A 23,110-nucleotide genomic window follows, 5' to 3' on the forward strand; every position below is an offset into this window, starting at 1 on the left:
CCGGCTGTGCGCCGGTCGCGCTCTAGAGAAGGCGCGGGCGGGGCTGCGGCAGGTCGATCTCCACGTGCCTGGCGCTCGGAGAGGCGTCGTCGCTCGAGGCGGATTGCGAGCCGTCGAGCCGCGCTTCGTCTGTCTCTTGGGTTTGAGCGTCGATGCCGTCCTCTGCCGGCTCCGACACGGGCAGGCGCGCGCTCGCCGGGATCGCCTCGATCGGGGGCGCGCCCCGGCCGCTCCACGGCACGGAAAGGTCGCTTGCGCTCAGGCTGCCGTGATCGACGTCGCCGTCATCGTTGCCGCCGGTGCTGGCGGAGAGGGCGGCGGAGGCCATGTCGCGCCCGGTGGCGATCTTGCGGCCGAGAAGGGTGAAGGTCTCGCGACTCGTGGCGCAGGCTTCCGGATGCCGATCGCACACGCCGCTCACATCCTTGGCGAGAACCTGGAAGGCGAGGGCGGATTCCAAAAGGGTGACGCGCGGCGGCGGACCGCCATCGGGCGACGGAGGCAGAACCAAGATCAGTGCCGTCAACCAGAAGATTGATCGGAACAAGAACATAACCTTACCCTGTTTGCGGATTCTTCCGATCCAGCGCCGCGAAGGAACCATGAAGGCTCCAAAATCGCGTTCATCCGATATCTACAATTCGACGCAAATCCGGCTCATTCCAGGCACTAAGGGGCTATTTCCTCGAGCTGTTCCCGAAAGCTTGCTGGGGTGGTTAATACATGCTTTGTGCCGGCGATCGGCGCGACCGCCGGCCGCGGTTTGGCAGAGTTCAAGTTTCCTTAAGCCAAAGCGGCGAAGTTGAGGCACGACAAGCCGGTCTGAAGGAGGCCGGTCGACGATGGGGTTGGTGTGTGAGTGTGATGGCCTCCGAGGCGGATCGACCGATGTCCCGGACGACGAGCCGGGCTGCAGGCGGACGCCGGAAGCGACAGACGCGGGGTGACAAGACCGCGGCGGCAAAGCCGGCAGCGACGAAGGCGGCCTCAGCCCTCGGCGAGCGGAGCCGGCTCGGCCTCGTCCTGCGCCATGGCCCGGCGGCTGCGCTCGGGCTTCTGGCTGTGGCCGCCATCGTCAACGCGCTCGTCCTGCAGCATGGACGCCATCCCGATCCGCTCTTTGCCACGCGTGAGAGAGAGCCCGTCTCGACGCTCCAGGCGGGGGAGAAGGGCGATCTCGAAATGATCATCCGCACCGGCCTCGTCGTGCCGCGCGAACGCCCGGATGCGGTCGGGGCCGCAGAGACGGCCGTCTCTGCCGAGACTTCCTCGGAACGCCCCGCTTCGGGCTCGGCCCCCGACCCGGTCGTCTTCGCCGTGCAGCAGGCCCTCGCCGACACGGCCTATGGCCCGGTGACGGCAGACGGTCTCAAGGGCCATGAAACGACCGAGGCGCTGAGGCGCTTCCAGCTCGATCAGGGGCTCAAGGTGAACGGCGAGATCGACCGCGAGACGCTCGACCGGCTGGCCGCGATCGGCGCCATGCCGGACAATCCGTAAGCCCGTGTTTCCGCTCATGTGGTTTCGGGCCGGCTGCGAAGCTGGACCCTCACGGCCATGGTGAGGCCATGGTGAGCCCATGGTGAGATTGCGCACCGACATCTTCGTGCAGGCGTTGATTCGCCGTGTCTCGGCCACGGGGGCCTTTGCCACCGTAGCGCGCAAAGGCGCGCTCGAAGCCGGCACCCTCTTCATCATCGTCGATCGTCTCGACGGACGTCTCGATCTCTATGGCCCTGCGCCACAAAGCTTTTTCATGGATGAGATGGAGATGCCGGCCGATCGTTTCTTCATACCACTTGTGCGCGAGGGAGAGCGCGGCAAGATTGAGGAAAGGTTGGTGAGCGAAAGCCGTTTCGATCCTGACTTGTGGGTGGTGGAGATTGAGGATCGGGAAGGGCGTTCCTTCGTCGCGGTGGCAGATAGCGACGCTTCGTCGGGGCGGCCGTAACCCAGAATCGCTTTATCCCCGTTCAGCAGTTGTTAACCATACTGCGGCGACAGTGGGTTCGCCGGATCAACGGACGGCCCTTCTGAGGAGGTGGATATGGCCGAAATCCTGAACTTTCCGACGCTGAGCGAAAGCCAGGCGCGCAAGCCTGCACATAGCGGCCCGTGCCAGATTCTGATGTTTACCGGAGTGCGGGTGGAATACCGCGACGAGCCGGGCAGCGTGGCGCTTTCGCGTCGGGCGCGGGCGGCGACGAAGCCGAAGAAGCGCCGCGCAAGCTAATACATTTGCGGCGGCGCCTGCGTTTCAGCCGGCCGGCTCAAGCGGGGCCGGCACGCATTCCGCCGCCTGAAGATGTTCGATCGCGACCTGGCGTTCGCGCGGGGTCGGCGCATAAAAACGCACGAGCGCGATGAGATCGGGCTGTGCCGCTTCCACGACGATGGTCTGATCGAGGGCTGCGGACGTGGTTTCCTTCAACTGAGCATTCTGAATCGGATCGACGATCAACATGTCGAGCCGCCCGTCGATCGCCGTGCGATCGTTGACGGAAAAGAGGACGGTGCCGCGCCGCTGGTAGAGCGCCAGCGACCAGAAACTGTTCGGCCCCGAAAAGGACAGAGACGCCGGCGCATCTTTCAGCGAGATGCGGCAGGCGCCGTGCACGAAGAGCGGATCGAGCCCGGCGATCGCTGGCCCCTGGCCGTCGGGCGGCAGGAGGGTGAAGCCCGCTTCCGTCGTGACGGCGGCAAGCTTCGACCAGCCGTCGCTCGAGGCGAGCCGCGGCACCAGGAAAATCACCACGATATGGATCGAGGCGGCGAGCAGGAAAATCGCGAGCAGCCAGGCGAGTAGGCCGCCGAAGAAGCCGGCCGGGATGAGCCGCCGGCGGCGGCCGATGCGCTCCTCGTAGATCATCGGCAGCCCTTCGGAGTGATCGCCGGAACGGTGAATTGCGTGAGCGCCGTCACCGTGCGGGCCGTGGTGTCGTAGAGGCGCGCGGCGAGCCGGATCTGGCCGGCACCTTCAGAGGAGAGCCAGTTGCCCGGCTGCGGATTGGGCGCCAGCGTGATGGTGAAGGTGCCGTCCGCCTTGCGCACGATCTCGTCGCTGCCGAGTGCCCGGCCGCCGCGTTCCGCCGGCGGCAGATGTCCGCCCGCAGCGGTTTCCACAGAGATGGTCCAGAGCCGGGCCGACGGCATCTGGCCGGAAATTTCGTAGCTGCATGCGCCGTTGAGATCGCCGCCCGTATCGTCGGAGCGGGCAAGGAGTTTCAGGCCTTCGCTCGGGCCGAGCGCGAGCTCGCCGGTGCGTGCAAGACGGGCGCGCGAATAAGGATCTTCGTCCTCCGTGCCGGCGCGCGGCCAGCCCTTCCAGGCACCGCTTTCGATCGTGTCGATCGGCGTGAGGTCGCGCAGGCTCAAAAACGCGCTGCCGACGCCCAGAACGAAGGCGATGGCGACGCCGAGAATGATGACGAGGGCACGCAAGGCAGTGGGCCTAACGGGTGGCCGTGCCGCCAGGCGCGGCGGCGGAAGCCTCGCGCTTCAAGGCGGGAGCTGCGATCTCGGCGGTTTTGGCGCGCTCTTCCAGACGATCGAGAATGTCTTCCGTCGGCGGAGCGAGGCGGCCCGAGCCCAAAAGCTCGCCGCCCTCCGGCAGGCCCTCTGCGACCGGCACCTCGTCTTCCGCAGGCGGCGGCAGCGGGATGCCCGGAAGCGGGCGATGCTCGATATTGGCTTCCGCGACGCGCATGTATTTCTGCCAGGTCATGGCCGGCAGCGTGCCGCCGGTGAGACGGTTGGTGCTCTTGTAATTGTCGTTGCCGAGCCAGACGGCGGTGGAGAAATCGCCGGTATAGCCGACGAACCAGGCGTCGCGATAAGCCTGGGTGGTGCCGGTCTTGCCGGCGACGGAGACACCCGGAATGAGGGCGCGGCGGCCGGTGCCGTGCTCGGCGACGTTGTGCATCATCTTGACCATGTCGCGCGCGACGCCTTCCGACAGGACGCGTTTGGGCGGCCCGTTGGCGCGGTTGAAATCGTAGATGACCTCGCCGTCGGGGGTGAGGATGCGTGCGACGCCGTGCGGGCGCGCGCGAAAGCCGCCTGAGGCGAAGGCGGCATAACCCGTCGCCTGGTCGAGGACCGTCACCTCCGACGTGCCGAGGGGGAGCGAGCGGGTGACGCGGATCGGCGTCTGGACGCCGAGACGCTCCGCCATTTCCGCAATCGGCTGGCGCCCGAAGGCGATCGAAAGGCGCACCGGGATGGTGTTGATGGAATGGGTGAGGCCCTGCATCATGGTGATGCGGCCACGGTAACGGCGCGAATAATTCTGCGGCGACCAATTGCCGATGGAGACCGGCGCGTCGAGGATGACGCTGTCCGGCGTATAGCCGTGTTCGAGCGCGGCGGCATAGGTGTAGGGCTTGAAGGACGAGCCCGGCTGGCGCTGCGCATTGGTGGCGCGGTTGAAGGTGGAGGCGCCGTAGTCGCGGCCGCCCACCATGGCGCGCACGGCGCCCGACATATCCATGGAGACGAGCGCCGCCTGTTTGACGCCGTAGGCATCACCGGATTCCCGCAGCGAGGATTCCACCGCAAGCTCGGCCGCGCGCTGCAGGCGCATGTCGATCGTGGTGCGCACGATGAGATTGCGCTGGCCCGGAGGGGCGAGGCGCTTCACCTCCTCAAACACCCAGTCGAGGAAGTAATCCGGCGAGGGTGTCGCCTCGCGCGAGACCGGCGTTGCCGGATGGCGCCTCGCGCTGATCACCTGGCCCTCGGTCATGAAGCCGGCCTGGACCATATTGGTCAAAACCTCGTTGGCGCGCCCGCGCGCCGCCGGCAGGTTGATGTGGGGGGCATAGCGCGTCGGTGCCTTGAAGAGGCCGGCGAGCATCGCCGATTCTTCGAGCCGGAGATCGGTGACGGGCTTGCCGAAATAGAATTCGGACGCCGCCCCGACGCCGAAGGCGCCGCCGCCCATATAGGCGCGGTCGAGATAGAGCTTCAGGATCTCGCGCTTGGTGAGATTGGCTTCCAGCCACAGGGCGAGGAAGGCTTCCTTGATCTTGCGGTCGAGCGTGCGCTCGTTGGACAGGAAGACGTTCTTGGCGAGCTGCTGGGTGATCGACGAGCCGCCCTGGACGACGCCGCCGGCGCGGGCATTTTCCACAAGCGCGCGCAAGGTGCCGATGACATCGATGCCGAAATGCTCGAAGAAGCGCCGGTCCTCGGTCGCCAGCACGGCCTGGATGAGATGGTCGGGCAATTGGTCGAGGGAGAACTGCACCTCCTGCAGGACGCCGCGCTTGCCGATCTCGTTGCCGTAGCGGTCGAGCATGGTGACGGAATAATCGGACTGGGCGCGCCAGTCGCGCTTGACCGCGTCGAAGGCGGGGATGGCGAGCGCCAGCAAGACGATGAGCCCGGCGCAGCCGAGGGTGACGCTCTCTGACAGGAGCTCGAAGACGGGCCGCTTCCAGCCGGTGGCATGGAAACGGCGAAAGAACAGAATGGTGCGCTCCCAGGCCATGCCGGAGCTTTGGCCGAGCTCGAAGAAGAAGGTGTCGATCGCGGAATCGATCTCCAGCGCACGCAGCCAGTGCGGAAGCTTCTTCTTCGGTGTAAACGGATCGCGCATTTGGTGTTTTCACAAGAGGCTCGGCCGCGAGCCTTGTCAGGCACGGTTCTAGCACGATTTGGGTCTTTGATAAGTGGCGGCAGGGCCTTGCCGCCGATCGGCGAGAAAGCGGTGCGCGATGGTCACAGGAGCAGGGATGCTCGAAAAAGAGCCGTTCTGGCGCCAAAAGGCGCTCGAAGAACTCACTGACAAAGAGTGGGAGGCGCTGTGCGACGGTTGCGGCCGCTGCTGCCTCAACAAGCTCCAGGATTACGACACGGGCGAGATCTCGTGGACGAATGTCGCCTGCCGTCTCTATGACGAAAATGCCTGCCGGTGCCGCGATTACGAGAACCGCATCGAGATCGTGCCAGACTGCCTGCCGCTGTCGGCGGAGGCGGTGCGCGAGATTTCCTGGCTGCCGCCGTCCTGCGCCTATCGCCTCGTCGCGGAAGGCCGCGATCTCTATTGGTGGCACCATCTCGTCTCCGGATCGCGCGAGACCGTGCACGAGGCGGGGATCTCGACGCGCGGGCGCACGGTGTCGGAGAGGGACGTGCCGGTGGACGAATGGGAAGATTTTCTCGTCGAATGGCCCGAAGAGACGCCGCCGCGGTAGAGCTTCCGGGTGTATGGTGCGTGGATTTTCGGTCCTGAGTTGAAAATCAGGCGTCTCGCGGTCGCTGAAGTCCGCTGGCGCTTGACCGCGCGCTGCGGGCTTCCATCTCCTGCGGAATGTCAGACAATTTGATGCTTTCCGTTCTCGATCTGGCGCCCGTGCCGGAGGGGACGAGCGCCGCGGACGCGCTGCGCGCCACCGCGACCTTCGCCGAGGCCGCCGACCGTTTCGGCTATCAGCGCCTGTGGTACGCCGAGCACCACGGCATTCCCAACATCGCGTCGGCCTCGCCGGAAGTCCTGATCGGCCATGCGGCGGAGCGCACGAGGCGCATTCGCGTCGGCTCCGGTGGCGTGATGCTGCCGAACCACGTGCCCTTGCGGGTGGTGGAGACCTATCGGACGCTGGAAGCGCTTTATCCGGACCGCATCGATCTCGGCATCGGCCGTGCGGGCGGCAGCGACAGCCGTACGCTGTCGGCGCTGAGGGCGGTGGACGGCGGCCAGTTCGCCCAGCAGATGGCCGAATTGATCGCCTTCGAGACGGGGGCTTTCCCCGAGGGGCATCCCTATCAGGCAATCGAGGTGGTGCCGGGCGAGGTGGCGCTGCCGCCGATCTGGCTTCTCGGCTCGTCGGGTGCGAGCGCGGAATTTTCAGGCCTCAACGGTTTCGGTTATGCCTTCGCCGGGCATTTTTCGCCGGCGCCGGCAGCTCCGGCCTTTCAGGCCTACCGTCAGGCCTTCAAGCCCTCGGACGATTTTCCGGAGCCGAGGACGCTCCTCTGCCTCGCCGCCATCTGCGCGCCGAGCGAGGAGGAGGCGGCCTATCTCGCGGGTTCGATGGAGCTTGCCTGGCTGCGTCTGCGCCAGGGCGGGCTGCGCAAGCTGTCGAGCCCGGAGGAAGCGGCCAATTACGCCTTCACACCGCAGGACCGCGCCGCCGTGGAGGCCTATCGGCGGATTGCCATCACCGGCACGCCGGAGAAGGTCAGGCGGGAAATCGAGGCGCGCGCGGCCGCGTGCGACGCCGACGAGGTGATGGTGACGACGAATGTCTGGGACCCCGAGGCCCGGGTGCGAAGCCTCGATCTTCTGGCGCGCGCCTTCGATCTGTCGCGGCCTTCACGCGAGCCGGGTAAGACTGAATTCGCTTGATGGGTGCGTACGACAATTTTTTCGCGTAAAAGGGGAAAAAGACAGCGAAGATGAAAACTGTCCGAACGCCGTTCACCAATTGAGAACCGGATTGATGAAAGCGTAGTCGCCGACATGATGCCCTCTCCGAGACAACCTTTTTCCGCGATGCTGCAGAAGGCGTTGGACGACGTCCTGAGCTGTGCCGAATTCTGGGCCTGGGCGACCGACAAGGATCTGCACATTACTTATCTTTCGGAGAATTTCGAGCGAATCACCTCGCTTCCCGCGGGAGAGTTCGTCGGAATGTCTCGCTATGAGGTGATTCCGGCCGGCATGAGCGACGCGATGGCGCGCCGGCATCGCCACGAGCTTGAAAAGCGGCTGCCCTTCGTCGGCCTGCGCTACGAATTCAACGATAAGCGCGGTACGCGCTGCTTCGAGACGAGCGGCACCCCCACCTTCGACCGGCGGGGCCGCTTTCGCGGCTATCAGGGCATTGCCCGCGACGTCACCGAAGAGGTGCGCGATCAGGAGCGTCTGGAAGAGCTCGGCCGCGAGCAGCGCATCCTGAACGTTCTCTTCAACCATGTGGAACGCATGGCCAATATCGGGGCCTGGCGCTACGACCCCGAGCAGGACGTGCTGACATGGTCGGAACAGCTCTATCGCCTTTATGGCATCCCCGTCGGGGCCAGGGTGACGCTGAAGGAAGGGCTCAGCGTCTTTCCGCCCGACGTGGCGAAGGTGCTGCACGCGGCGATCGACGAGGCGATGGGCGGCGAGCGCGCCTTCGATCTGACATTGCCGTTTTTGTCGACGCGTGGCGAGGAGCGCTATGTGCGCGTGCTCGGCGAATGCGAAAGGCGCAACGGCCGACCCGTCAGCGTTTTTGGCACGATCCAGGACGTGACGAGCGAAAGGCGCCGCGAAGAGGAGAGACAGCGTCTGGCGGTGAGCGATCCCCTGACCGGGCTCGGCAACCGCAACGCCTTCCGCATGGAGCTCACGGAGACGTTGAAGAAGCTCGGCGCGCGCAAGCGCGAGGCGGCTTTGTGCATCTTCGATCTCGACGCCTTCAAGGATATCAATGATTTCTTCGGGCACGACATCGGCGACAAGGTGTTGCGCGAAGTCGCCGACTGGCTGCGGAACACGGCGGAGCCCGGCGACCTGACGGCGCGCTCCGGCGGCGACGAATTTGCGCTTCTGACGAGCGCGGCCACGGCCGCCGAGGCGGAAGAGGCGCTCCGGCGGCGTCTGCAGCCGCTCGTGCGCCGCAGCGGTTTCGGCCATTCCATCACCTACAGCTTGAGCGCCGGCATCGCGGTCTTTCCCGATGACGGGGCGACGGCCGAGGACCTTCTGCGCCACGCGGACCTCGCACTCTACGAGGCGAAGCGCGGCCGCCGATCCACGATCGAGCGCTATGAGCCGCAATTGCTGCGCGAGGCGCAGAACCGCTTCCGTCTTCTCGCCGATTTCCGCGAAGGGCTCGCTTCCGGCGAGATCGAGGCGTTCTATCAGCCGCTCGTCGAGTTTTCGTCGAACCAATTGTCCGGTTTCGAGGCGCTGATGCGCTGGCGCCATCCGGAGAAAGGCATCGTGCCCGCCTGCGAATTGATGCCGGTCTTCAAAGACAAGGTGCTGTCCGTCGAGCTCGGCGAATACATGCTGAGGAAAATCGTCGGCGATCTGAAAGCGTGGCGCGACGCCGGCATCGATTTCGGCCGGATCGGCTACAACGTCACCGCCGCCGATCTGCAGCAGGAGGGGTTCGCCCCGAGATTGCTCGGCGCGCTCGCCGGAGCGGGGCTCTCATCCGGCGACATCGTTCTCGAGGTGACGGAGACGAGCGTCATCGACGAGGACAACCGGGCGATCCGCGCGCATCTCGAAGCGCTGCGGGCGGCGGGCGTCGGCGTGGCGCTCGACGATTTCGGCACCGGCTTTTCCTCCCTGACGCATTTGAAGAGCCTGCCGGTCGGCGTGCTCAAGATCGATCGCAGTTTCGTGAAAGATCTGACGTTTTCGCCGGGGGACCGCGCCATCGTGCGCGCGCTCATCGGGCTCGGCAGCGAGCTCGGCTATCACATCGTGGCGGAAGGCGTGGAGACCGCGGCCGAAGCCGCCTTCCTGCACCGCGCCGGCTGCCGCTATGGCCAGGGCTATTATTTCGGCCGGCCGATGCCCGCCGACGACGTGCCGGAATTCATCGCCGAATGGGATGCTGCTGAAGAGGCAGTGAGGCGGGCATGAGGGGGCGAGGCTAGCCGCGGAAGCTGAACGGAACGCTCTATCCCGGCTCTCAAACCTCAAATCCAAGAGTCTTGAGCCGGATGCGCATAGCGGCTGGAGAAACATCGAATTCACTGGCTAGTGCTTCGACGTCCGGCTTACCTCCACCGACTCTAGCTCGAATCTGCGGTGCTGGCATTAAGATCTGAGCAGCAAGCTTATTTGCCTGCACCTCATGCAGCGGCGAAAGTGGCGCAGATGGATTGGCTGCAGCACCGCCATAAAGGCGGTCTAGATGCCCACGCTCGTCCAAAAGATCTCGATGGAGCAGATAATGGGCGAGTTCGTGTGCTGCTGTAAAACGGCGTCTCTGCGGACCCTCTGCTGCATTGACTGAAATTCTATAGCCTCCGTCACGGTACTTCTGGATGCAGCCCGACGCACCGTTTTCCATATCCTCCGTGACGAATCTCACTCCTAACCCCTCGATTATATCTTTCGGTTGAACCGGGGGATGAGCCATGTGGTGCTTTAGGATTTCAAGATCGTTCTCTCGCATGTTCCTCCCTCCCCATCTCCGTTACCAACTCACCGATTTGCTCATCCGTCGCGTCCATCCCATCGAATAGCCCTTCGCTATCAATGAGCTCCCGTAATATTTTGGGATAAAGCTCCTCTCGCACAAGCTTCGGCGCGATCGATTCAATTTCTTCCGCAGCCCTTGATCTCACCTCGCTTCTCAAGAGCCAGAAACCTCCGACCGCGAGCAATATCAGAAATGTCTGAAGAAGGGTGATTGAAAACGAAAGATTGGAGACATCGGGATCGCCGCTCGAATTCCAGATTAATAGAATCAAAAACGCCCAGAGGCCATGTAAGCACCAACCGACGACACCCCAAGGTAAAGCTCTCCACTGGCCCGGCAATCGCCATCTTTTTACCCGTGCAGCTAGGCGGTTCCACCAAAAGGGGTCACTCTCCATATCGGCCCTCCCGCTGATCCCCCTCAGAGTTGTAGGTATTAGACATATAATTAGATCATTTTGTAAGTGAGTCTTATGGGTGTCAGGCTATCTTGTGTTGATCTGTTTCTAAGGGATGTTTTCGAAGGTGGATGTCAGGTTCTAATAATTCGTATTGGTGACGAGACGAGCTTCCATGCCGGCCTGCCCGCCCTCCGGATCTCCTTTGTCGTGACGACCATTCGAATTAGGAAAAAATTCCTTGACGACCGTACGGTGCTTTGCTAGGGTTCAGGCACGGTCGGAGATGTGCGGCTGACGCACGGTTTGGGGCCGATCGTTTTCCGAGATTTTTGGGGTTCGCGCGGCGCTGGTGAGGCGGGAGTGCGCTTGTCCTCGTCGGTTTGCTCGCTTGTCCGCTTGCCTGCTTGCCCGACGCATTTGTTCTTGAGTGTTCGTTCGAGCGCGCTTTGTCGCTCGCTCATGGCCGGCGGGCTGCGGGTCCGGCCGGCGGTGTGACGAGCTGATCGGGCCGCGGGCCGGGCTTTTCAATACGTTCAGATGCGGAGGGGTCTTGGCCGAGGAAGCTGACTGGGCCGCGATCCGGGCCGCCTATGAGGACGGCGCGGAGCCGCTGTCCGCCATCCGCCGGCGCTTTCATGTGAGTGCGGGGGCGATCGCCGAGCGCCGCCGGCGCGAGGGCTGGACGCCGCGCTCCAGCGATTTGGCTGCGATCAGCCGCCGACGCGCGGCGGAGCGTGAGGAGCGGGCGAAGGCCGAGAGCGCGGCCGGGTCCGCCGAGGGATCGACGAAATCTGCGCCCCGCGGGCGCGGCAGTGCTGCGGCTTCGTCGGCGGGCGGGGCCGGTGCACGGGGGGATGGGCGCAAGGCAGGGGCGCGGGGCGCATCGCGCTCGAAAACGCCGGAACGGCCGCCGGGGAGGGTCGAACGGCTTCTGCGGCTCGTCGATGCCGAGCTCGGGCGGCTGGAAGCGCGGTTCTCCAGGGAGGGCGAGGTGGACGAAAAGGATGCGCGGCTTCTGTCGGAAGTGGCGCGCATGCTGGACCGGGCCGAGACGCTGGCGCGCAAGGGCGGCGAGAAAGCGCCGAGCGAGACGGACGATCAGGACTGGCTGCGCGCCGAGCTGTCGCGGCGGATCGTGTCGTTGAAGAAGCGCGCCGGGCAGCGGTGAGGCCGCGCGGAGGCCCCTGAGCGTCGCGACAACACGAAAAGGTGGCCTGGCCGCCGGGGAGGCGGTGATGCGCCCGAAATGCCCGCCGGGGCTGCGCGCCGAATGGACGGCGCTCGTCGGCGCCGAGGATCTCGATGCGGCGATGTCGGAGAGGAGTTCAGACGAGCTCGCCCGGCTTCTCGACTGGCGGCTTTGGGCCCGGCCCGACCAGCTGCCGCCCGAGGGCGACTGGACGGTCTGGCTCTATCTCGGCGGCCGCGGCGCCGGCAAGACGCGCGCCGGGGCGGAATGGGTAAAAGGGCTGGCGCTCGGTCAGCGCCCGTTTGCGCGAGAGCCGCTGGAGCGCATCGCGCTCGTCGGCGAGACGCTCGCCGATGTGCGCGACGTGATGGTGGAGGGGCCGTCGGGGCTTTTGGGCCTGCACCGGCCGAGCGAACGGCCGAGCTTTTCGACGACGCGGCGCAGGCTCTTGTGGCCGAACGGGGCGCAGGCGCTGATGTTTTCCTCGCAGGATCCCGAAAGCCTGCGCGGGCCGCAGTTTCACGCCGCCTGGTGCGACGAGCTCGCCAAATGGACCTATGCCGAGGCGACCTTCGACATGCTGCAATTCGGGCTCCGGCTCGGGCTGAACCCGCGCCAGCTCGTGACGACGACGCCGCGCAACGTGCCGCTCGTCAAACGGCTTCTGGCGGCGCCGCGCACGGCCGTCACCAAGGCGACGACGGCGATGAACGCCGACAATCTGGCGCCGGGTTTTCTGGAGGCCGTCGTCGGGCGCTATCGCGGCACCAGGCTCGGGCGCCAGGAGCTCGATGCGGAGCTGATTTCCGACCGGCCGGATGCGCTCTTCAAGCGCGCCGATATCGAGGCGGGGCGGGTCGAGGCGGCGCCGGAGATGATCCGCGTGGTCGTCGCCGTCGATCCGCCGGCCTCGTCCGGGCGCGAGGCCGATGCCTGCGGGATCGTGGCGGCCGGGCGCGGGGCGGACGGGTTCGGCTATGTGCTCGCCGACAAGACGGCGCAGGGGCTTTCGCCCGCCGGCTGGGCGGGGCGGGCCGTCGATCTCTTTCACGCGCTCTCCGCCGACCGGCTGGTGGCGGAGGCGAACCAGGGCGGCGACATGGTGGCCGCCGTCATCCGCCAGGCCGATCCGGGCGTTGCCGTGCGCCTCGTTCATGCGAGCCGCGGCAAGGTGGTGCGCGCCGAGCCGGTTGCCGCCCTCTACGAGCAGGGGCGCATCCGCCATGTCGGCGCGCTGCCGGAGCTTGAAGACGAAATGGCCGATTTCGGCCTCGGCGGGCTGTCGTCGGGCCGCTCGCCGGACCGGGTCGACGCGCTCGTCTGGGCGCTGACCGATCTGATGCTGACCGGCGGCGGCGAGGCGCGGGTGCGGCGGATTTGAGGGGGCGCGGAGGTTGCCCGCTGGGCCGATGAAGAAACTGCCGTCGTGAGTGGATCGACGTCCGCGCCCCCACCCGCCGCTCCTGGCGGAGCGTCGACCTCCCCACAAGGGGGAGGTGGGAGCGTGCGGCGCGGGCGTGCCGGGAAACGAGCTTCGAAGAGAGCGGAACGGAGCAAGAGTGGCGAAACTGGTCTGAAACAGAGTTGAGGTGAGGGCACGGACTTTTCCCCTCCCCCTTGTGGGGAGGGGTTAGGGGTGGGGGTCTGGGAAGACGACCGACATTGCGATCTGACGGATCCTCAGCGACCCCCACCCGGCGCTCCTGGCGGAGCGCCGACCTCCCCACAAGGGGGAGGTGGGAGCGTGCCGCGCGGCCGTGTTGTCAGGCCGCCTCGGCCATTTTCTCGCGCGCTTCGACGACGGCGGCGAAGTTGGTTTCGGCCCAGTCGATGAGGGTCAGAAGGGGGCCGGCGAGGCTTTTGCCGAGGGGGGTGAGCGAATAGGTGACCTGCGGCGGCACGGTCGGCTGCACGTCGCGGTCGATGAAGCCGTCGGATTGCAGCCGGCGCAACGTCTGGGTCAGCATGCGCTTGGAGATGTCCGGGACGGCGCGGGCGAGCGCGCTGAAGCGTTTCGGGCCGCCGGCGAGCGCCGCCAGGATGAGGATCGACCAGCGGTCGCCGATATGGTCGAGGAGGTTGCGCACCGGGCAGCGCGTCGCGTCGAAATCGAATTGCATCCAGCTTTCGAATTTTTCACCGAGCGCGCGGTGCGGCTCCAGCTCTTGCGCCATCTCGACCTCCATAGGGGGCTTGTCGGTAACCTGGTGACGGGAAAGTGCCGTCTTCTCTGGCGGATATACGGTCTCTAAATGAGACTATGTCAAGACAAGAGACCGGAGAATTCCGATGAGCACCAATCCACGTTATGCCGTCACCGGCGCGAGCGGCCAGCTCGGCCGTCTCGTCATTGCAGCCCTCGTCCGCCGCGTCGGCGCCGAGGCGGTTGTCGCGATCGTGCGCGATCCCGCGAAGTCCGCAGGGCTTTTCCCTGAGGGCGTCACGATCCGTGAAGGCGATTACGAGCGCCCGGAGACGCTCGATGCCGCCTTTGCCGGTGTGGAGCGGCTGTTGCTGATTTCCTCAAACGCCGTCGGACGCCGCGCGAGCCAGCACCGCAATGTCGTGGAGGCGGCAAAGCGCGCCGGTGTCGAGCGCATCGCCTATACGAGCATCCTGCACGCCGACCGCTCGAGCCTCGGGCTGGCGGAGGAGCATCGCGACACCGAAGCGGCGCTGGCCGCAAGCGGCCTTGCGGTCACGCTGCTGCGCAACGGCTGGTACACGGAGAATTACGCCGGCTCGATCCCGCCGGCGCTGGAGCACGGCGCCCTGATGGGGAGCGCCGATGGCGGTCGGATCGCAAGTGCTGCCCGCGCCGATTATGCGGAAGCGGCGGCTGCCGCGCTGGTCGATGACACCGAGCCGCGCCAAGTTCACGAACTCGCCGGCGACGAGGCCTATACGCTCACCGAATTTGCCGCCGAAATCTCGCGCCAGGCGGGCAAGGCGGTTGCCTATGCCGACATGCCCGAGGCGGAGTATCGCGAAGCGCTCAAGAGCGCCGGCCTGCCGGAAGGCGTGGCGGCGATGCTCGCCGATTCCGATGCCGGCGCCGCCAAGGGCGATCTTTTCGACGATGGCCATGAACTGTCCCGGCTGATCGGCCGGCCGACGACGCCTTTCGCGGCAACGATCGAGGCGGCTCTGAAGGGCTGATCCGGCGGGATCTCCCTGTTTGGGCAAGTCCTCCCGCTTTTGCCCCTCACCCGGCCGGTCAACCGGCCCCCCCTCTCCCCGGCGGGGAGAGGACGGGTGCGGGTTCAAGCGCCGGGAGTGCCCGCGCGTCTCGAAAACGCCGCCTGAACAAGGGAGACACGCATGCGCTGGTGGAGACAAGCGCCGGAGGCGAAAGCCTCGCGCACGGGACCGCTGATCGCCTTTGCACGCACCGGCGCGCCGGTGTGGACGCCGCGCCATTACGCGGCGCTCGCCCGGCGCGGCTATATGGAAAATGCCATCGTCTACCGCGCCGTGCGGCTGATTTCCGAGGCGGCGGCCTCCGTGCCGCTGCTTCTTTATGAGGGCGCGCGGGAGCTCGCCGAGCATCCGCTTCTGGCGCTTCTCGCCCGCCCCAATCCGCGCCAGGCCGGGGCGGAGCTGTTCGAGGCGGCCTATGGCCATCTCCTGACCGCCGGCAATGCCTATCTGGAGGCGGTGACGGGCTCAGACGGTGAGATCCGTGAAATCTATGCGCTGCGGCCCGACCGGATGAAAGTGATCGCCGGGCCCGAGGGCTGGGCGGAGGCGTATGAATATACGGTCGCCGGGCGCAGCCTGCGCTTTCAGATGCCGGAGGAGGGGCTGTCGGCGATCCTGCATCTGACGCTCTTTCATCCGCTCAACGATTATTACGGCTTCGCCCCGCTCGAAGCGGCACAGAAGGCGCTCGACCTCCACAACGAGGCGTCGGCCTGGAACAAGGCGCTTCTGGAGAATGCCGCACGACCTTCCGGTGCGCTCGTCTATCAGGGGCCGGAAGGGGCGAACCTGTCGGAAGACCAGTTCACCCGTCTCAAAGGCGAGCTCACAGAGAATTTCGAGGGCGCGGCCAATGCCGGACGGCCTCTGCTGTTGGAGGGCGGGCTCTCCTGGCAGGCGATGAGCCTGTCGCCGAGGGACATGGATTTTCTGGAGGCGAAGAACGCCGCGGCGCGTGAGATCGCGCTCGCCTTCGGCGTGCCGCCGATGCTTTTGGGCATTCCGGGCGACAACACCTATTCCAATTACCAGGAGGCGAACCGGGCGCTGTGGCGGCAGACGGTCTTGCCACTGATCGGGCGCATGACGGGTGCGCTCTCCAATTGGCTGGCGCCGTCTTTCGGCGAGCGTCTGCGCCTTGCCTATGACGCCGATCAGATCGATGCGCTCGCCGCCGACCGGGCGGAGCGCTGGAAGCGCTTGTCCGAGGCGAGCTTTTTGAGCGACGACGAAAAGCGCGAGGCGCTGGGTTACGGGCCGCTCGAGGCGTGACGGTTGTCAGGCCTTCATCAGGGCGAGGCCGCAGGCGATGCAGGCGGCCGAGATCCAGCGCCAGCGGCTGACGGGTTCGCGCAGGACGAAGGCGGCGATGAGCGCGGCAAAGAGGATGCTCGATTCGCGCAGTGCGGCGACGAGCGCGATCGGCGCCTGGGTGAACGCCCAGACCGCGATCCAATAAGAGCCGAGCGACATCGCCCCGGCGGCGACGCCGCTTTTCCAGGCGGGCCGGAGGCCGACGAAGGCGGCGCGGCCATGCCGGAGGGCGATGAAGGCCGTGAGGAGAGCGGTATCGCCGATGACCATCCACAGGACGAAGCCGGACGCTGTGCCGGCGACGCGCGCGCCGAGCCCGTCGAGAAGCGTGTAGCTTGCGGTGAAGCCGGCCGTGCCGAGGGCGAAGAAGAGGGCATGCCCGTCCATGCGGCCGGAGGTGGAGCCCTTCGCCGCCATCAGGAGAATCCCGGCCGAGATGGCGCCGATGGCGACCAGAGCGGACGGCGCAAAGGTGGCATCGAGAAACAGGACGGAGATGACCGTGACGAAGATCGGCGCGGCGCCGCGGGCGAGCGGATAGGCCTGGCTGAGATCGGCGCGCGCATAGGCTTCGATGAGAAAGAGCTTGTAGCCCGCATGAAGGGCGGCCGCAGCCACGATCATCGGCACGGCGGCAGCCGCCGGCCGGTCGACGAAGGGCAGCGCGACAGCGGCGATCGCCGCCTGCGCGATGGCGAGGAGCAGGATCGTGGAGACACGGTCGAGCCCGACCTTCACCACGGAATTCCATCCGGCATGGAGAAGGGCGGCGAGGATGACCGCGGCGAAGACGTGATTGTCCATGCAGGCTTTCCAGGAGAGGGTCAGGTGGCTGGTCTGCGGCGGCAGGCAGCGCGGCGCGATGTGTCTTTTCCTCTTCTGGGTGATTGCGTTTTTTCAGAAAAACGATGATTCCTGGCGCGTGATGTGAGGAAAACGCACATGAAGCGCGGCGCTCTTCCGCTCAATGCCCTGCGCGCCTTCGAGGCGACGATGCGGCACGGCCAGATGCGGCTTGCCGCCGACGAGCTCGGCGTGACGCATGGCGCTGTCAGCCGCCAGGTGCGGCTTTTGGAGGAGATCCTGCAGGTTCCGCTGTTCGAGGGGCCGCGCAACAAGCTGATGCCGACGCAGACGGCGCTGGAGCTCGAGCCGGCCCTGACGGAAGCCTTCGACGGCATCGAGGTGGCGGTCGCCCGCGCCATGCAGCGTGAGAGCCGGTTTCTCGACGTGTCGTGTACGGGGACGCTCGCTATGCGCTGGCTGATCCCGCGGCTCGTCGATTTCCAGACGGCGCATCCGAAGATCGAGGTGCGGCTGACCGGCGAGTACGGGCCGGTGGATTTCTCCCGCCATCGTTTCGACGTGGCGATCCGCGTCGGCCGCGCGCCCTGGGGCGATGCGGAGGTGACGGAGCTGTTTGCCGAGGCGGCCGGTCCGGTGGTGAGTCCGAAATGTGCCGCGAGCGTCGATCTTGATGGGCCGGAGATGCTTCACGCGCTGCCGGCGCTGCATACCAAGACGCGGCCGGCGGCCTGGGCGGACTGGTGCCGGGGACAGGATTTGCCACCGCCGGCGGGCGGCCGTGTCTTCGAGCATTTTTATTTCCTGCTCGAAGCCGCGACGGCCGGGCTCGGCGTGGCGATCGCGCCGGAAGTGCTGGTGCGCGACGATGTGGCGGCGGGGCGGCTCTTGGCGCCCTTCGGCTTCGCCCCGACGGGGCAGGCCTATGTCGCACTGAGGCCGCGCCGACCGAACCGCGACGCGCAGCTCTTCATCGCATGGCTGGAAGACGCGGCGATGGCGCCCGGTACGCCAGGCTGATCCGGCGCTCGCCGGTTCTCCGGCTGGGCGAACATGACAGGAAGCGAAGGGGTGACGATGCCTGAGCTCACCAAGACCTTCGCCGAGCGGGGCGATCTGGCGCATCTCGCGCTCTTTCTGTGGGCGTCGGGCGCTTCCGGGCTTCTCGTCTGGAGCCTGCGCGAGCTCGCCGCCTCCAACCGGCGTTTCAACGATTTCGTCAAGGAGATCGCGCAGCTGAACCGGCTGTTCCGCGACCATTCCTGAACCTTCGAGGCCAAGATGAAGAGACTTTGGAACGCGCTGTTGCCGGCGCGAACGGACCATCGCGCCGTCTTTTCGGAATTCGCCGTCAGGCTTCTGGGGGCGATCGCCGAGCAGAGATTCGCGCGCCACGGAAACGGCGCGGCCGGCGAGACAGGCAGGCCGCGCTTCCGGGTGGTGCGATGAGGGCGCTCGCCCGGCACGGGCCGGCCATCCTCCCCGCCACCGCGGCCTTGCGCGAAAGCCTGCAGGAGATCGGCGCCGATGGGCGGTTTTCCGGCTATGCGAGCCTTTTCGGCCGGCGCGATCTGGCCGGCGACATGGTCATGCCGGGCGCCTTTGCGAGATCCCTGGGAGCGCGCGGGGCAGCCGGCATCCGCATGCTCTTCCAGCACGATCCGGCCGAGCCGATCGGCGTGTGGGAAGAGATCGCCGAGGATCGGCGCGGGCTTTTCGTGCGTGGGCGGCTGACGCTCGGCGTGGCGCGGGCGCGCGACGTCCACGCGCTGTTGAAGGCGGGCGGGCTCGACGGGCTGTCGATCGGCTACCGCACGCTGCGCGGCCGCAAGGACCGGCGGGCCGGAATCCGCCGCCTCTACGAGATCGACCTCTGGGAGGTCTCGATCGTCACCTTTCCGATGCTGACGGAGGCACGCATCGCCTCCGTCAAGGCAAGCGAGGCGGGTCTTTCCGCAAGGTTTTTGGACGCCGCGCGGCGCCTGACACCCGCGCGGCCGAAAGCTGCTGGGCCGAAAGCTGTTGGGTCGAAAGCTGCCCGGATTGCCGGCGGAAGACCGGCCTTTTCTTGAAGACGCGAAACCAAGAGGACGAAATGACGATGTCTGCCCGAACGGCCGAGCTGCGCCCGGCGCTGGAAAACAAGATGCATGGCGATTGCCTTGTCGAGACCAAGGCGGGGCCGACGCCTGAAGTGGGCGCCGCCTTCGACGAATTCATGAACGCCTTCGAGGCCTTCAAGGAGGCGAATGACGAGCGGCTCGGCGAGATCGAGCGGCGGCTCACCTCCGACGTCGTCACCGAGGAAAAGGTGGCGCGCCTCAACGATGTGCTCGACCGGCAGGAAAGGGCGATCGAACGCCTGACGATCGAGGGCCGGCGGCCGCGGCTTGCGGGCGGCACCGGGGCCGAGCCGCGTCTGGAGCGCGCCGGCGCCGATCTCTCCGGCCATGGCGCGGCCTTCTCGCGCTATCTGCGGGCGGGCGAGACCGCGGCTCTTGCACGGCTCGAGCGAAAGGCGATGGCGATCGGCACCTCCGACGGCGCCGATGGCGGCTATCTGGTGCCCGACGAGACGGAAGCGGAGATCGGCCGCAGGCTTGCCGAAGTGTCGCCGATCCGGGCGATTGCGAGCACGATCACCGTTTCGGGCAGCCTCTACAAGAAGCCCTTTGCGGTGAGCGGGCCGGCGACCGGCTGGGTTGGCGAGACGGATGCGCGGCCCGAAACCGACACGCCGGTTCTCGATGCGCTCGAATATCCGGTGATGGAGCTTTATGCGATGCCCGCGGCGACGGGTGCGCTTCTCGACGATGCGATCGTCGATCTCTCCGCCTGGCTGGCCGGCGAGGTCGACCAGGCCTTTGCCGAACAGGAGAGTGCGGCCTTCGTCAAAGGCGACGGCAACAAGAAGCCGACGGGATTTCTCGCCGTGCCGAATGTTGCCGAAAGCGCCTGGGAATGGGGCAAGCTCGGCACGCTTTCGACCGGGGTTTCCGGCGGCTTTCCGGCCGACATGCCGAGCGATCTTCTCATTGACCTCGTCTATGCGCTGAAGGCCGGCTACCGCCAGAACGCCCATTTCGTCATGAACCGGCGTACCGAGGCGGCAATCCGCAAACTGAAGGACGCCGATGGCAATTATGTCTGGGCGCCGCCGGTCGGGCTCGGCAGCCGCGCCACGATCATGAATTTCCCGGTCGTGGACGCCGAAGACATGCCCGACATCGCCGCAGGCTCTCTGTCGATCGCTTTCGGTGATTTTTCGCGCGGCTATCTGATCGTCGATCGCCAGGGCATCCGCATCCTGCGCGATCCCTATTCGGCCAAGCCCTACGTGCTTTTTTACACCACGAAACGGGTCGGCGGCGGGGTTCTCAATTTTGAAGCGATCAAACTTGTCAAGTTTAGCGCAAGCTAGGCGTGCGAAGACAAGGTCGTCACCGACCTGAGGGTGCTGCCCTCATGTGATCCGGGGTCCCGCTCCTGCACCCCCATCCTCCGACGGGGCCCCGGCCTGCGGCCTGCCTTCGGGCAGGCCGCTCCTTTTTTCCCCAAGGTGACATATGCAACGCATTCTTCTGGAAGGCCCGGAGGTGGAGCCCGTGTCGCTCGCCGAGGCGAAGGCGCATCTGCGCGTCGAGCACGAGGCCGAAGACGAACTCATCTCCGCTTATCTTGTCGCCGCACGCGTAGCGCTCGAAGGCGATCTCCGAAAAGTTCTGATTGCCCAGGCATGGCGGCTGGTCCTGACGGAACGGCCGCAAGCCGGACGTCTGCGCCTGCCGATCCGCCCGCTCCTGTCGGTGGATCGGGCGCGGCTTAAGACGGCTTCAGGCGAAAGGCTCCTCGAAGAGGATGAGATTTCGCTTGGGAGCACGGCGGAGGAGCTCCGGCTCGACACGCGGCTTTGGGGAATGATCCGCCTCGAAATCGACGTCACCGCGGGGTTCGGCGAGACCGCAGCCGAGGTGCCGGCGCCCCTGCGCCAGGCGATCCTGTTGCGTGCCGCCCATTGGTACGAGCATCGCGGCGCGGCCCTCGAGGCGGATGGGCCCGGCGCGCTGCCGGCGGGCTACGAGCGGCTGATTGCGCCGTTTCGCGAGGTGGTGCCGGTATGAGCGCGGCGCGCCGACGGTCGAGGCAGTCCGGAATGCGAGCTGTGACGCGACCCGTGACGAGGCCGGGCCGGCTTTCCCAGCGCATGGTCTGGGAACGGCCGGTGACCGCCCCCGACGGGCTCGGCGGCGAGAGCCTTAACTATCTGCCGATCGGGCATGTCTGGGCCGATCTCCGCCCCGGGACGGCGCGCGACGTGGCGCTCGGCGAAGGGCGGGTCGGCGCGGTGACACATGAGATTTTCGTGCGGCGCGAGGTGGGGCTTCTGGCCGGTGACCGGCTGCGGCTCGGTGCGCGGATGTTTCTCTGCGTCATCTGCCACGACCCCGACGCGAGCGGCCGCTTCACCCGCGCCGAAGCCGTGGAGGAAGTGTGATGGGCGCCGAAGAGGCCCTGCAGCGGGCGATTTATGAACGGCTTGCGGGCGATGCGGCGCTGACCGCCCTGATCGGCGCCGACAAGGTCTTCGATCATGTGCCGCGGAATATGAGCGCGCCTTACGTGCATCTCGGCGAGATGGAGGTGACGCCCGTGGCCGCCGGCAGCGGTGCGGAGACGAAGCTCGTCGAGATTATCTTTTCGCTCGTCGCCTTTTCGCGCGGTCGCGGCCGCCGCGAGACGCTCGGGCTTGCTGCGGCTTTGCGCGATTTGCTGCATGACGCCGATTTCGCGCTCGCCGGCTTCACGCTCGTCGGCTGCCGCTTCGTCCAGATGAAGACGAGCGGCGCCGGCGAGGCGAGCGGCCGGCGGGCGGTGCTGAAATTTCGCGCGGTGGTGGAGGAGGCGTGAGGGCGCCGGCACTGGCGAAACGCGCGGACCTCTCCACAAACAGACATCCGGGCGAGCGGGCAGAGAAAGGCCTGACCGCAACCATCGCGCGATAGACGCCCCCATTGGCGTCTGGGCCGCCCAATCAGCGGGAGAACCCATCATGAGTGCCCAGAAAGGCAAGGACCTGCTCCTGAAACTGGAGCGGGACGGACAATTCGTGACTGTCGCCGGGCTTCGCGCCAGGCGGATTTCGTTCAACCAGGCGAGCGTCGACATCACCAATACCGATTCCGCCGGGCGCTGGCGCGAGCTCTTGGAGGGCGCGGGCGTGAAACGGGCCGGGCTTTCCGGCTCCGGCGTGTTTCGCGACCAGGCGAGCGACGCGACGATCCGCGAGATCTTCTTTGCCGGCACGATCGTCGCCTGGCAGGTGGTGATCCCGGATTTCGGCACGGTGACGGGCCCGTTTCAGGTGACGGGGCTTGAATATTCCGGCGAGCATGACGGCGAGGTCGCCTACGATCTGGCGCTGGAATCGGCCGGCGAACTCGCCTTTGCGGCGTTGTGAGCGGAGGCGGAGATGGCGAATTTCCATCGCGGCGAGATCGATGCGGTGCTCGGCGGCGAGACGCGCAGGCTCTGTTTGACGCTCGGTGCGCTCGCCGAGCTCGAAGCCGCCTTCAAGGCCGACGATCTGGTGGCGCTTGCCGCGCGCTTCGAGACGGGCCGGCTGTCGGCCCGCGATCTCATCCGCATCCTGGGTGCGGGTCTGAGAGGCGCGGGCGAAGCGATCTCCGACGACGAGGTGGCGGTGTTGCGGTCGGACGGGGGTGCGGCCGGCTTTGCCAGGATCGCGGCGGAGCTTTTGCGGGCGACGTTCGGTGGGTCGCAGGGGGACCATGGAGGTTCCGGCGCTCCGGGGGATCCCCCAAAAAACCCTCTTTAGCCGCGGGCGGTGCGAGAGAAGGCGCAAAAGCCTTTCCCTGGCAGGAGGCGATCGCCTTCGGCCTTGCCGTTCTGCGGCTTTCTCCTCGCGATTTCTGGGCGATGACGCCGCGCGAGTTTTCGGCCTGCCGCACGGCTTTGTGCGGGGCAGGCAAGACGCCGCTCACAGCGGGTGAGCTTGCACAGCTGATGGCGCGCTTTCCCGATCGGTAG

General features: G+C 66.4%; 29 protein-coding genes. 21 read left to right on the forward strand and 8 right to left on the reverse strand.

The genetic code is table 11. The features are described from left to right. Positions 1-22: 22 nt before the first annotated feature. Positions 23-547, reverse strand: a complete 525-nt coding sequence (locus EO094_RS12375) for a DUF5330 domain-containing protein (protein WP_128292578.1) — start codon at positions 545-547, stop codon at positions 23-25. Positions 548-888: 341 nt separating this feature from the next. Here EO094_RS12375 and EO094_RS12380 point away from each other — a divergent pair, with 341 nt between their 5' ends. The 3 genes from EO094_RS12380 (at position 889) to EO094_RS12390 (ending at position 2,233) form a co-directional block, all read left to right on the forward strand. Further along, positions 889-1,500: a peptidoglycan-binding domain-containing protein gene (locus EO094_RS12380; protein ID WP_164879650.1), complete on the forward strand. Its 612-nt coding sequence runs from the start codon at positions 889-891 to the stop codon at positions 1,498-1,500. A gap of 79 nt (positions 1,501-1,579) precedes the next feature. Beyond that, positions 1,580-1,951 (forward strand): DUF1491 family protein, encoded by a 372-nt coding sequence (locus EO094_RS12385; protein ID WP_342772737.1) that lies wholly within the window; start codon positions 1,580-1,582, stop codon positions 1,949-1,951. 96 nt (positions 1,952-2,047) lie between these two features. Continuing rightward, positions 2,048-2,233, forward strand: a complete 186-nt coding sequence (locus EO094_RS12390) for a hypothetical protein (protein WP_128292580.1) — start codon at positions 2,048-2,050, stop codon at positions 2,231-2,233. A 24-nt stretch (positions 2,234-2,257) separates the two neighbouring features. Here the strand turns inward: EO094_RS12390 and EO094_RS12395 are convergent, their stop codons facing one another. From EO094_RS12395 to EO094_RS12405, 3 genes are read right to left on the reverse strand one after another with little or no spacing between them, the layout of a single operon-like run. Next, positions 2,258-2,869 carry a DUF1254 domain-containing protein gene (locus tag EO094_RS12395; protein ID WP_128292581.1) on the reverse strand — a complete coding sequence of 204 codons (612 nt, stop codon included), beginning with the start codon at positions 2,867-2,869 and terminating at the stop codon, positions 2,258-2,260. After that, on the reverse strand, positions 2,866-3,441 hold the full coding sequence (locus EO094_RS12400) for a DUF1214 domain-containing protein (RefSeq protein ID WP_164879651.1): 576 nt from the start codon (positions 3,439-3,441) through the stop codon (positions 2,866-2,868). The genes EO094_RS12395 and EO094_RS12400 overlap by 4 nt, the downstream gene beginning before the upstream one ends. Positions 3,442-3,451: 10 nt before the next feature. Beyond that, the gene (locus EO094_RS12405; RefSeq protein ID WP_128292583.1) at positions 3,452-5,599 is read right to left on the reverse strand and encodes a transglycosylase domain-containing protein; all 2,148 of its coding nucleotides are present in this window, start codon (positions 5,597-5,599) and stop codon (positions 3,452-3,454) included. A 136-nt stretch (positions 5,600-5,735) separates the two neighbouring features. On the opposite strand from EO094_RS12405, the gene EO094_RS12410 reads away from it, so the two are divergent. From EO094_RS12410 to EO094_RS12420, 3 genes are all read left to right on the forward strand, one after another. Then, positions 5,736-6,197 (forward strand): YcgN family cysteine cluster protein, encoded by a 462-nt coding sequence (locus tag EO094_RS12410; protein WP_128292584.1) that lies wholly within the window; start codon positions 5,736-5,738, stop codon positions 6,195-6,197. A 131-nt stretch (positions 6,198-6,328) separates the two neighbouring features. After that, positions 6,329-7,351, forward strand: coding sequence for an LLM class flavin-dependent oxidoreductase (locus tag EO094_RS12415; protein WP_205649904.1), 1,023 nt, complete (start codon positions 6,329-6,331; stop codon positions 7,349-7,351). A 162-nt stretch (positions 7,352-7,513) separates the two neighbouring features. Continuing rightward, on the forward strand, positions 7,514-9,589 hold the full coding sequence (locus EO094_RS12420; protein WP_164879652.1) for a putative bifunctional diguanylate cyclase/phosphodiesterase: 2,076 nt from the start codon (positions 7,514-7,516) through the stop codon (positions 9,587-9,589). A 49-nt stretch (positions 9,590-9,638) separates the two neighbouring features. On the opposite strand, the gene EO094_RS12425 is transcribed toward EO094_RS12420, so the two are convergent. Continuing rightward, complete coding sequence (locus EO094_RS12425; protein WP_128292587.1) at positions 9,639-10,127, reverse strand: ImmA/IrrE family metallo-endopeptidase; 489 nt, start codon at positions 10,125-10,127, stop codon at positions 9,639-9,641. Further along, entirely contained in the window at positions 10,108-10,551 is a 444-nt protein-coding gene (locus tag EO094_RS18475) for a hypothetical protein (protein ID WP_164879653.1), read from the reverse strand. The genes EO094_RS12425 and EO094_RS18475 overlap by 20 nt, the downstream gene beginning before the upstream one ends. Positions 10,552-11,104: 553 nt before the next feature. Between EO094_RS18475 and EO094_RS12430 the strand changes: the two genes are divergently transcribed. Next, positions 11,105-11,722: a hypothetical protein gene (locus EO094_RS12430; RefSeq protein ID WP_128292588.1), complete on the forward strand. Its 618-nt coding sequence runs from the start codon at positions 11,105-11,107 to the stop codon at positions 11,720-11,722. 142 nt (positions 11,723-11,864) lie between these two features. Continuing rightward, positions 11,865-13,124 (forward strand): DNA-packaging protein, encoded by a 1,260-nt coding sequence (locus EO094_RS12435; RefSeq protein ID WP_128293354.1) that lies wholly within the window; start codon positions 11,865-11,867, stop codon positions 13,122-13,124. 382 nt (positions 13,125-13,506) lie between these two features. Here the strand turns inward: EO094_RS12435 and EO094_RS12440 are convergent, their stop codons facing one another. Continuing rightward, positions 13,507-13,917, reverse strand: a complete 411-nt coding sequence (locus EO094_RS12440; protein WP_205649905.1) for a winged helix-turn-helix transcriptional regulator — start codon at positions 13,915-13,917, stop codon at positions 13,507-13,509. A 115-nt stretch (positions 13,918-14,032) separates the two neighbouring features. Between EO094_RS12440 and EO094_RS12445 the strand changes: the two genes are divergently transcribed. Both EO094_RS12445 and EO094_RS12450 read left to right on the forward strand, forming a co-directional pair. Beyond that, positions 14,033-14,902 carry an SDR family oxidoreductase gene (locus EO094_RS12445; RefSeq protein ID WP_128292589.1) on the forward strand — a complete coding sequence of 290 codons (870 nt, stop codon included), beginning with the start codon at positions 14,033-14,035 and terminating at the stop codon, positions 14,900-14,902. A gap of 162 nt (positions 14,903-15,064) precedes the next feature. Beyond that, on the forward strand, positions 15,065-16,216 hold the full coding sequence (locus EO094_RS12450; protein ID WP_128292590.1) for a phage portal protein: 1,152 nt from the start codon (positions 15,065-15,067) through the stop codon (positions 16,214-16,216). Positions 16,217-16,222: 6 nt separating this feature from the next. Here the strand turns inward: EO094_RS12450 and EO094_RS12455 are convergent, their stop codons facing one another. Continuing rightward, positions 16,223-17,062 (reverse strand): DMT family transporter, encoded by an 840-nt coding sequence (locus EO094_RS12455; RefSeq protein WP_128292591.1) that lies wholly within the window; start codon positions 17,060-17,062, stop codon positions 16,223-16,225. Between the two features lie 138 nt (positions 17,063-17,200). On the opposite strand from EO094_RS12455, the gene EO094_RS12460 reads away from it, so the two are divergent. The 11 genes from EO094_RS12460 (at position 17,201) to EO094_RS12505 (ending at position 23,110) form a co-directional block, all read left to right on the forward strand. Then, a complete protein-coding gene (locus EO094_RS12460) occupies positions 17,201-18,082 on the forward strand; it encodes a LysR family transcriptional regulator (protein ID WP_128292592.1) in 882 nt (293 codons plus the stop codon). Between the two features lie 57 nt (positions 18,083-18,139). Further along, positions 18,140-18,328, forward strand: a complete 189-nt coding sequence (locus EO094_RS12465; RefSeq protein WP_092810102.1) for a hypothetical protein — start codon at positions 18,140-18,142, stop codon at positions 18,326-18,328. A 15-nt stretch (positions 18,329-18,343) separates the two neighbouring features. Continuing rightward, on the forward strand, positions 18,344-18,511 hold the full coding sequence (locus tag EO094_RS18480) for a hypothetical protein (protein ID WP_164879654.1): 168 nt from the start codon (positions 18,344-18,346) through the stop codon (positions 18,509-18,511). Further along, complete coding sequence (locus tag EO094_RS12470; protein ID WP_128292593.1) at positions 18,508-19,134, forward strand: HK97 family phage prohead protease; 627 nt, start codon at positions 18,508-18,510, stop codon at positions 19,132-19,134. The genes EO094_RS18480 and EO094_RS12470 overlap by 4 nt, the downstream gene beginning before the upstream one ends. Before the next feature lie 29 nt (positions 19,135-19,163). Then, positions 19,164-20,483, forward strand: a complete 1,320-nt coding sequence (locus tag EO094_RS12475) for a phage major capsid protein (RefSeq protein WP_425455878.1) — start codon at positions 19,164-19,166, stop codon at positions 20,481-20,483. A 145-nt stretch (positions 20,484-20,628) separates the two neighbouring features. Then, positions 20,629-21,183: a head-tail connector protein gene (locus EO094_RS12480; RefSeq protein ID WP_128292594.1), complete on the forward strand. Its 555-nt coding sequence runs from the start codon at positions 20,629-20,631 to the stop codon at positions 21,181-21,183. A gap of 32 nt (positions 21,184-21,215) precedes the next feature. Further along, positions 21,216-21,557 (forward strand): head-tail adaptor protein, encoded by a 342-nt coding sequence (locus tag EO094_RS12485; protein ID WP_164879655.1) that lies wholly within the window; start codon positions 21,216-21,218, stop codon positions 21,555-21,557. Next, positions 21,557-21,970, forward strand: coding sequence for a DUF3168 domain-containing protein (locus EO094_RS12490; protein ID WP_128292596.1), 414 nt, complete (start codon positions 21,557-21,559; stop codon positions 21,968-21,970). Before EO094_RS12485 ends, EO094_RS12490 begins: the two co-directional genes overlap by 1 nt. 142 nt (positions 21,971-22,112) lie before the next feature. Then, positions 22,113-22,520, forward strand: coding sequence for a phage major tail protein, TP901-1 family (locus EO094_RS12495; RefSeq protein ID WP_128292597.1), 408 nt, complete (start codon positions 22,113-22,115; stop codon positions 22,518-22,520). Positions 22,521-22,532: 12 nt separating this feature from the next. Next, positions 22,533-22,898: a gene transfer agent family protein gene (locus EO094_RS12500; RefSeq protein WP_128292598.1), complete on the forward strand. Its 366-nt coding sequence runs from the start codon at positions 22,533-22,535 to the stop codon at positions 22,896-22,898. Positions 22,899-22,969: 71 nt separating this feature from the next. Next, the gene (locus tag EO094_RS12505; protein ID WP_425455895.1) at positions 22,970-23,110 is read left to right on the forward strand and encodes a phage tail assembly chaperone; all 141 of its coding nucleotides are present in this window, start codon (positions 22,970-22,972) and stop codon (positions 23,108-23,110) included.

The sequence above is a fragment of the Afifella aestuarii genome (assembly GCF_004023665.1).
Lineage (GTDB): Bacteria > Pseudomonadota > Alphaproteobacteria > Rhizobiales > Afifellaceae > Afifella > Afifella aestuarii.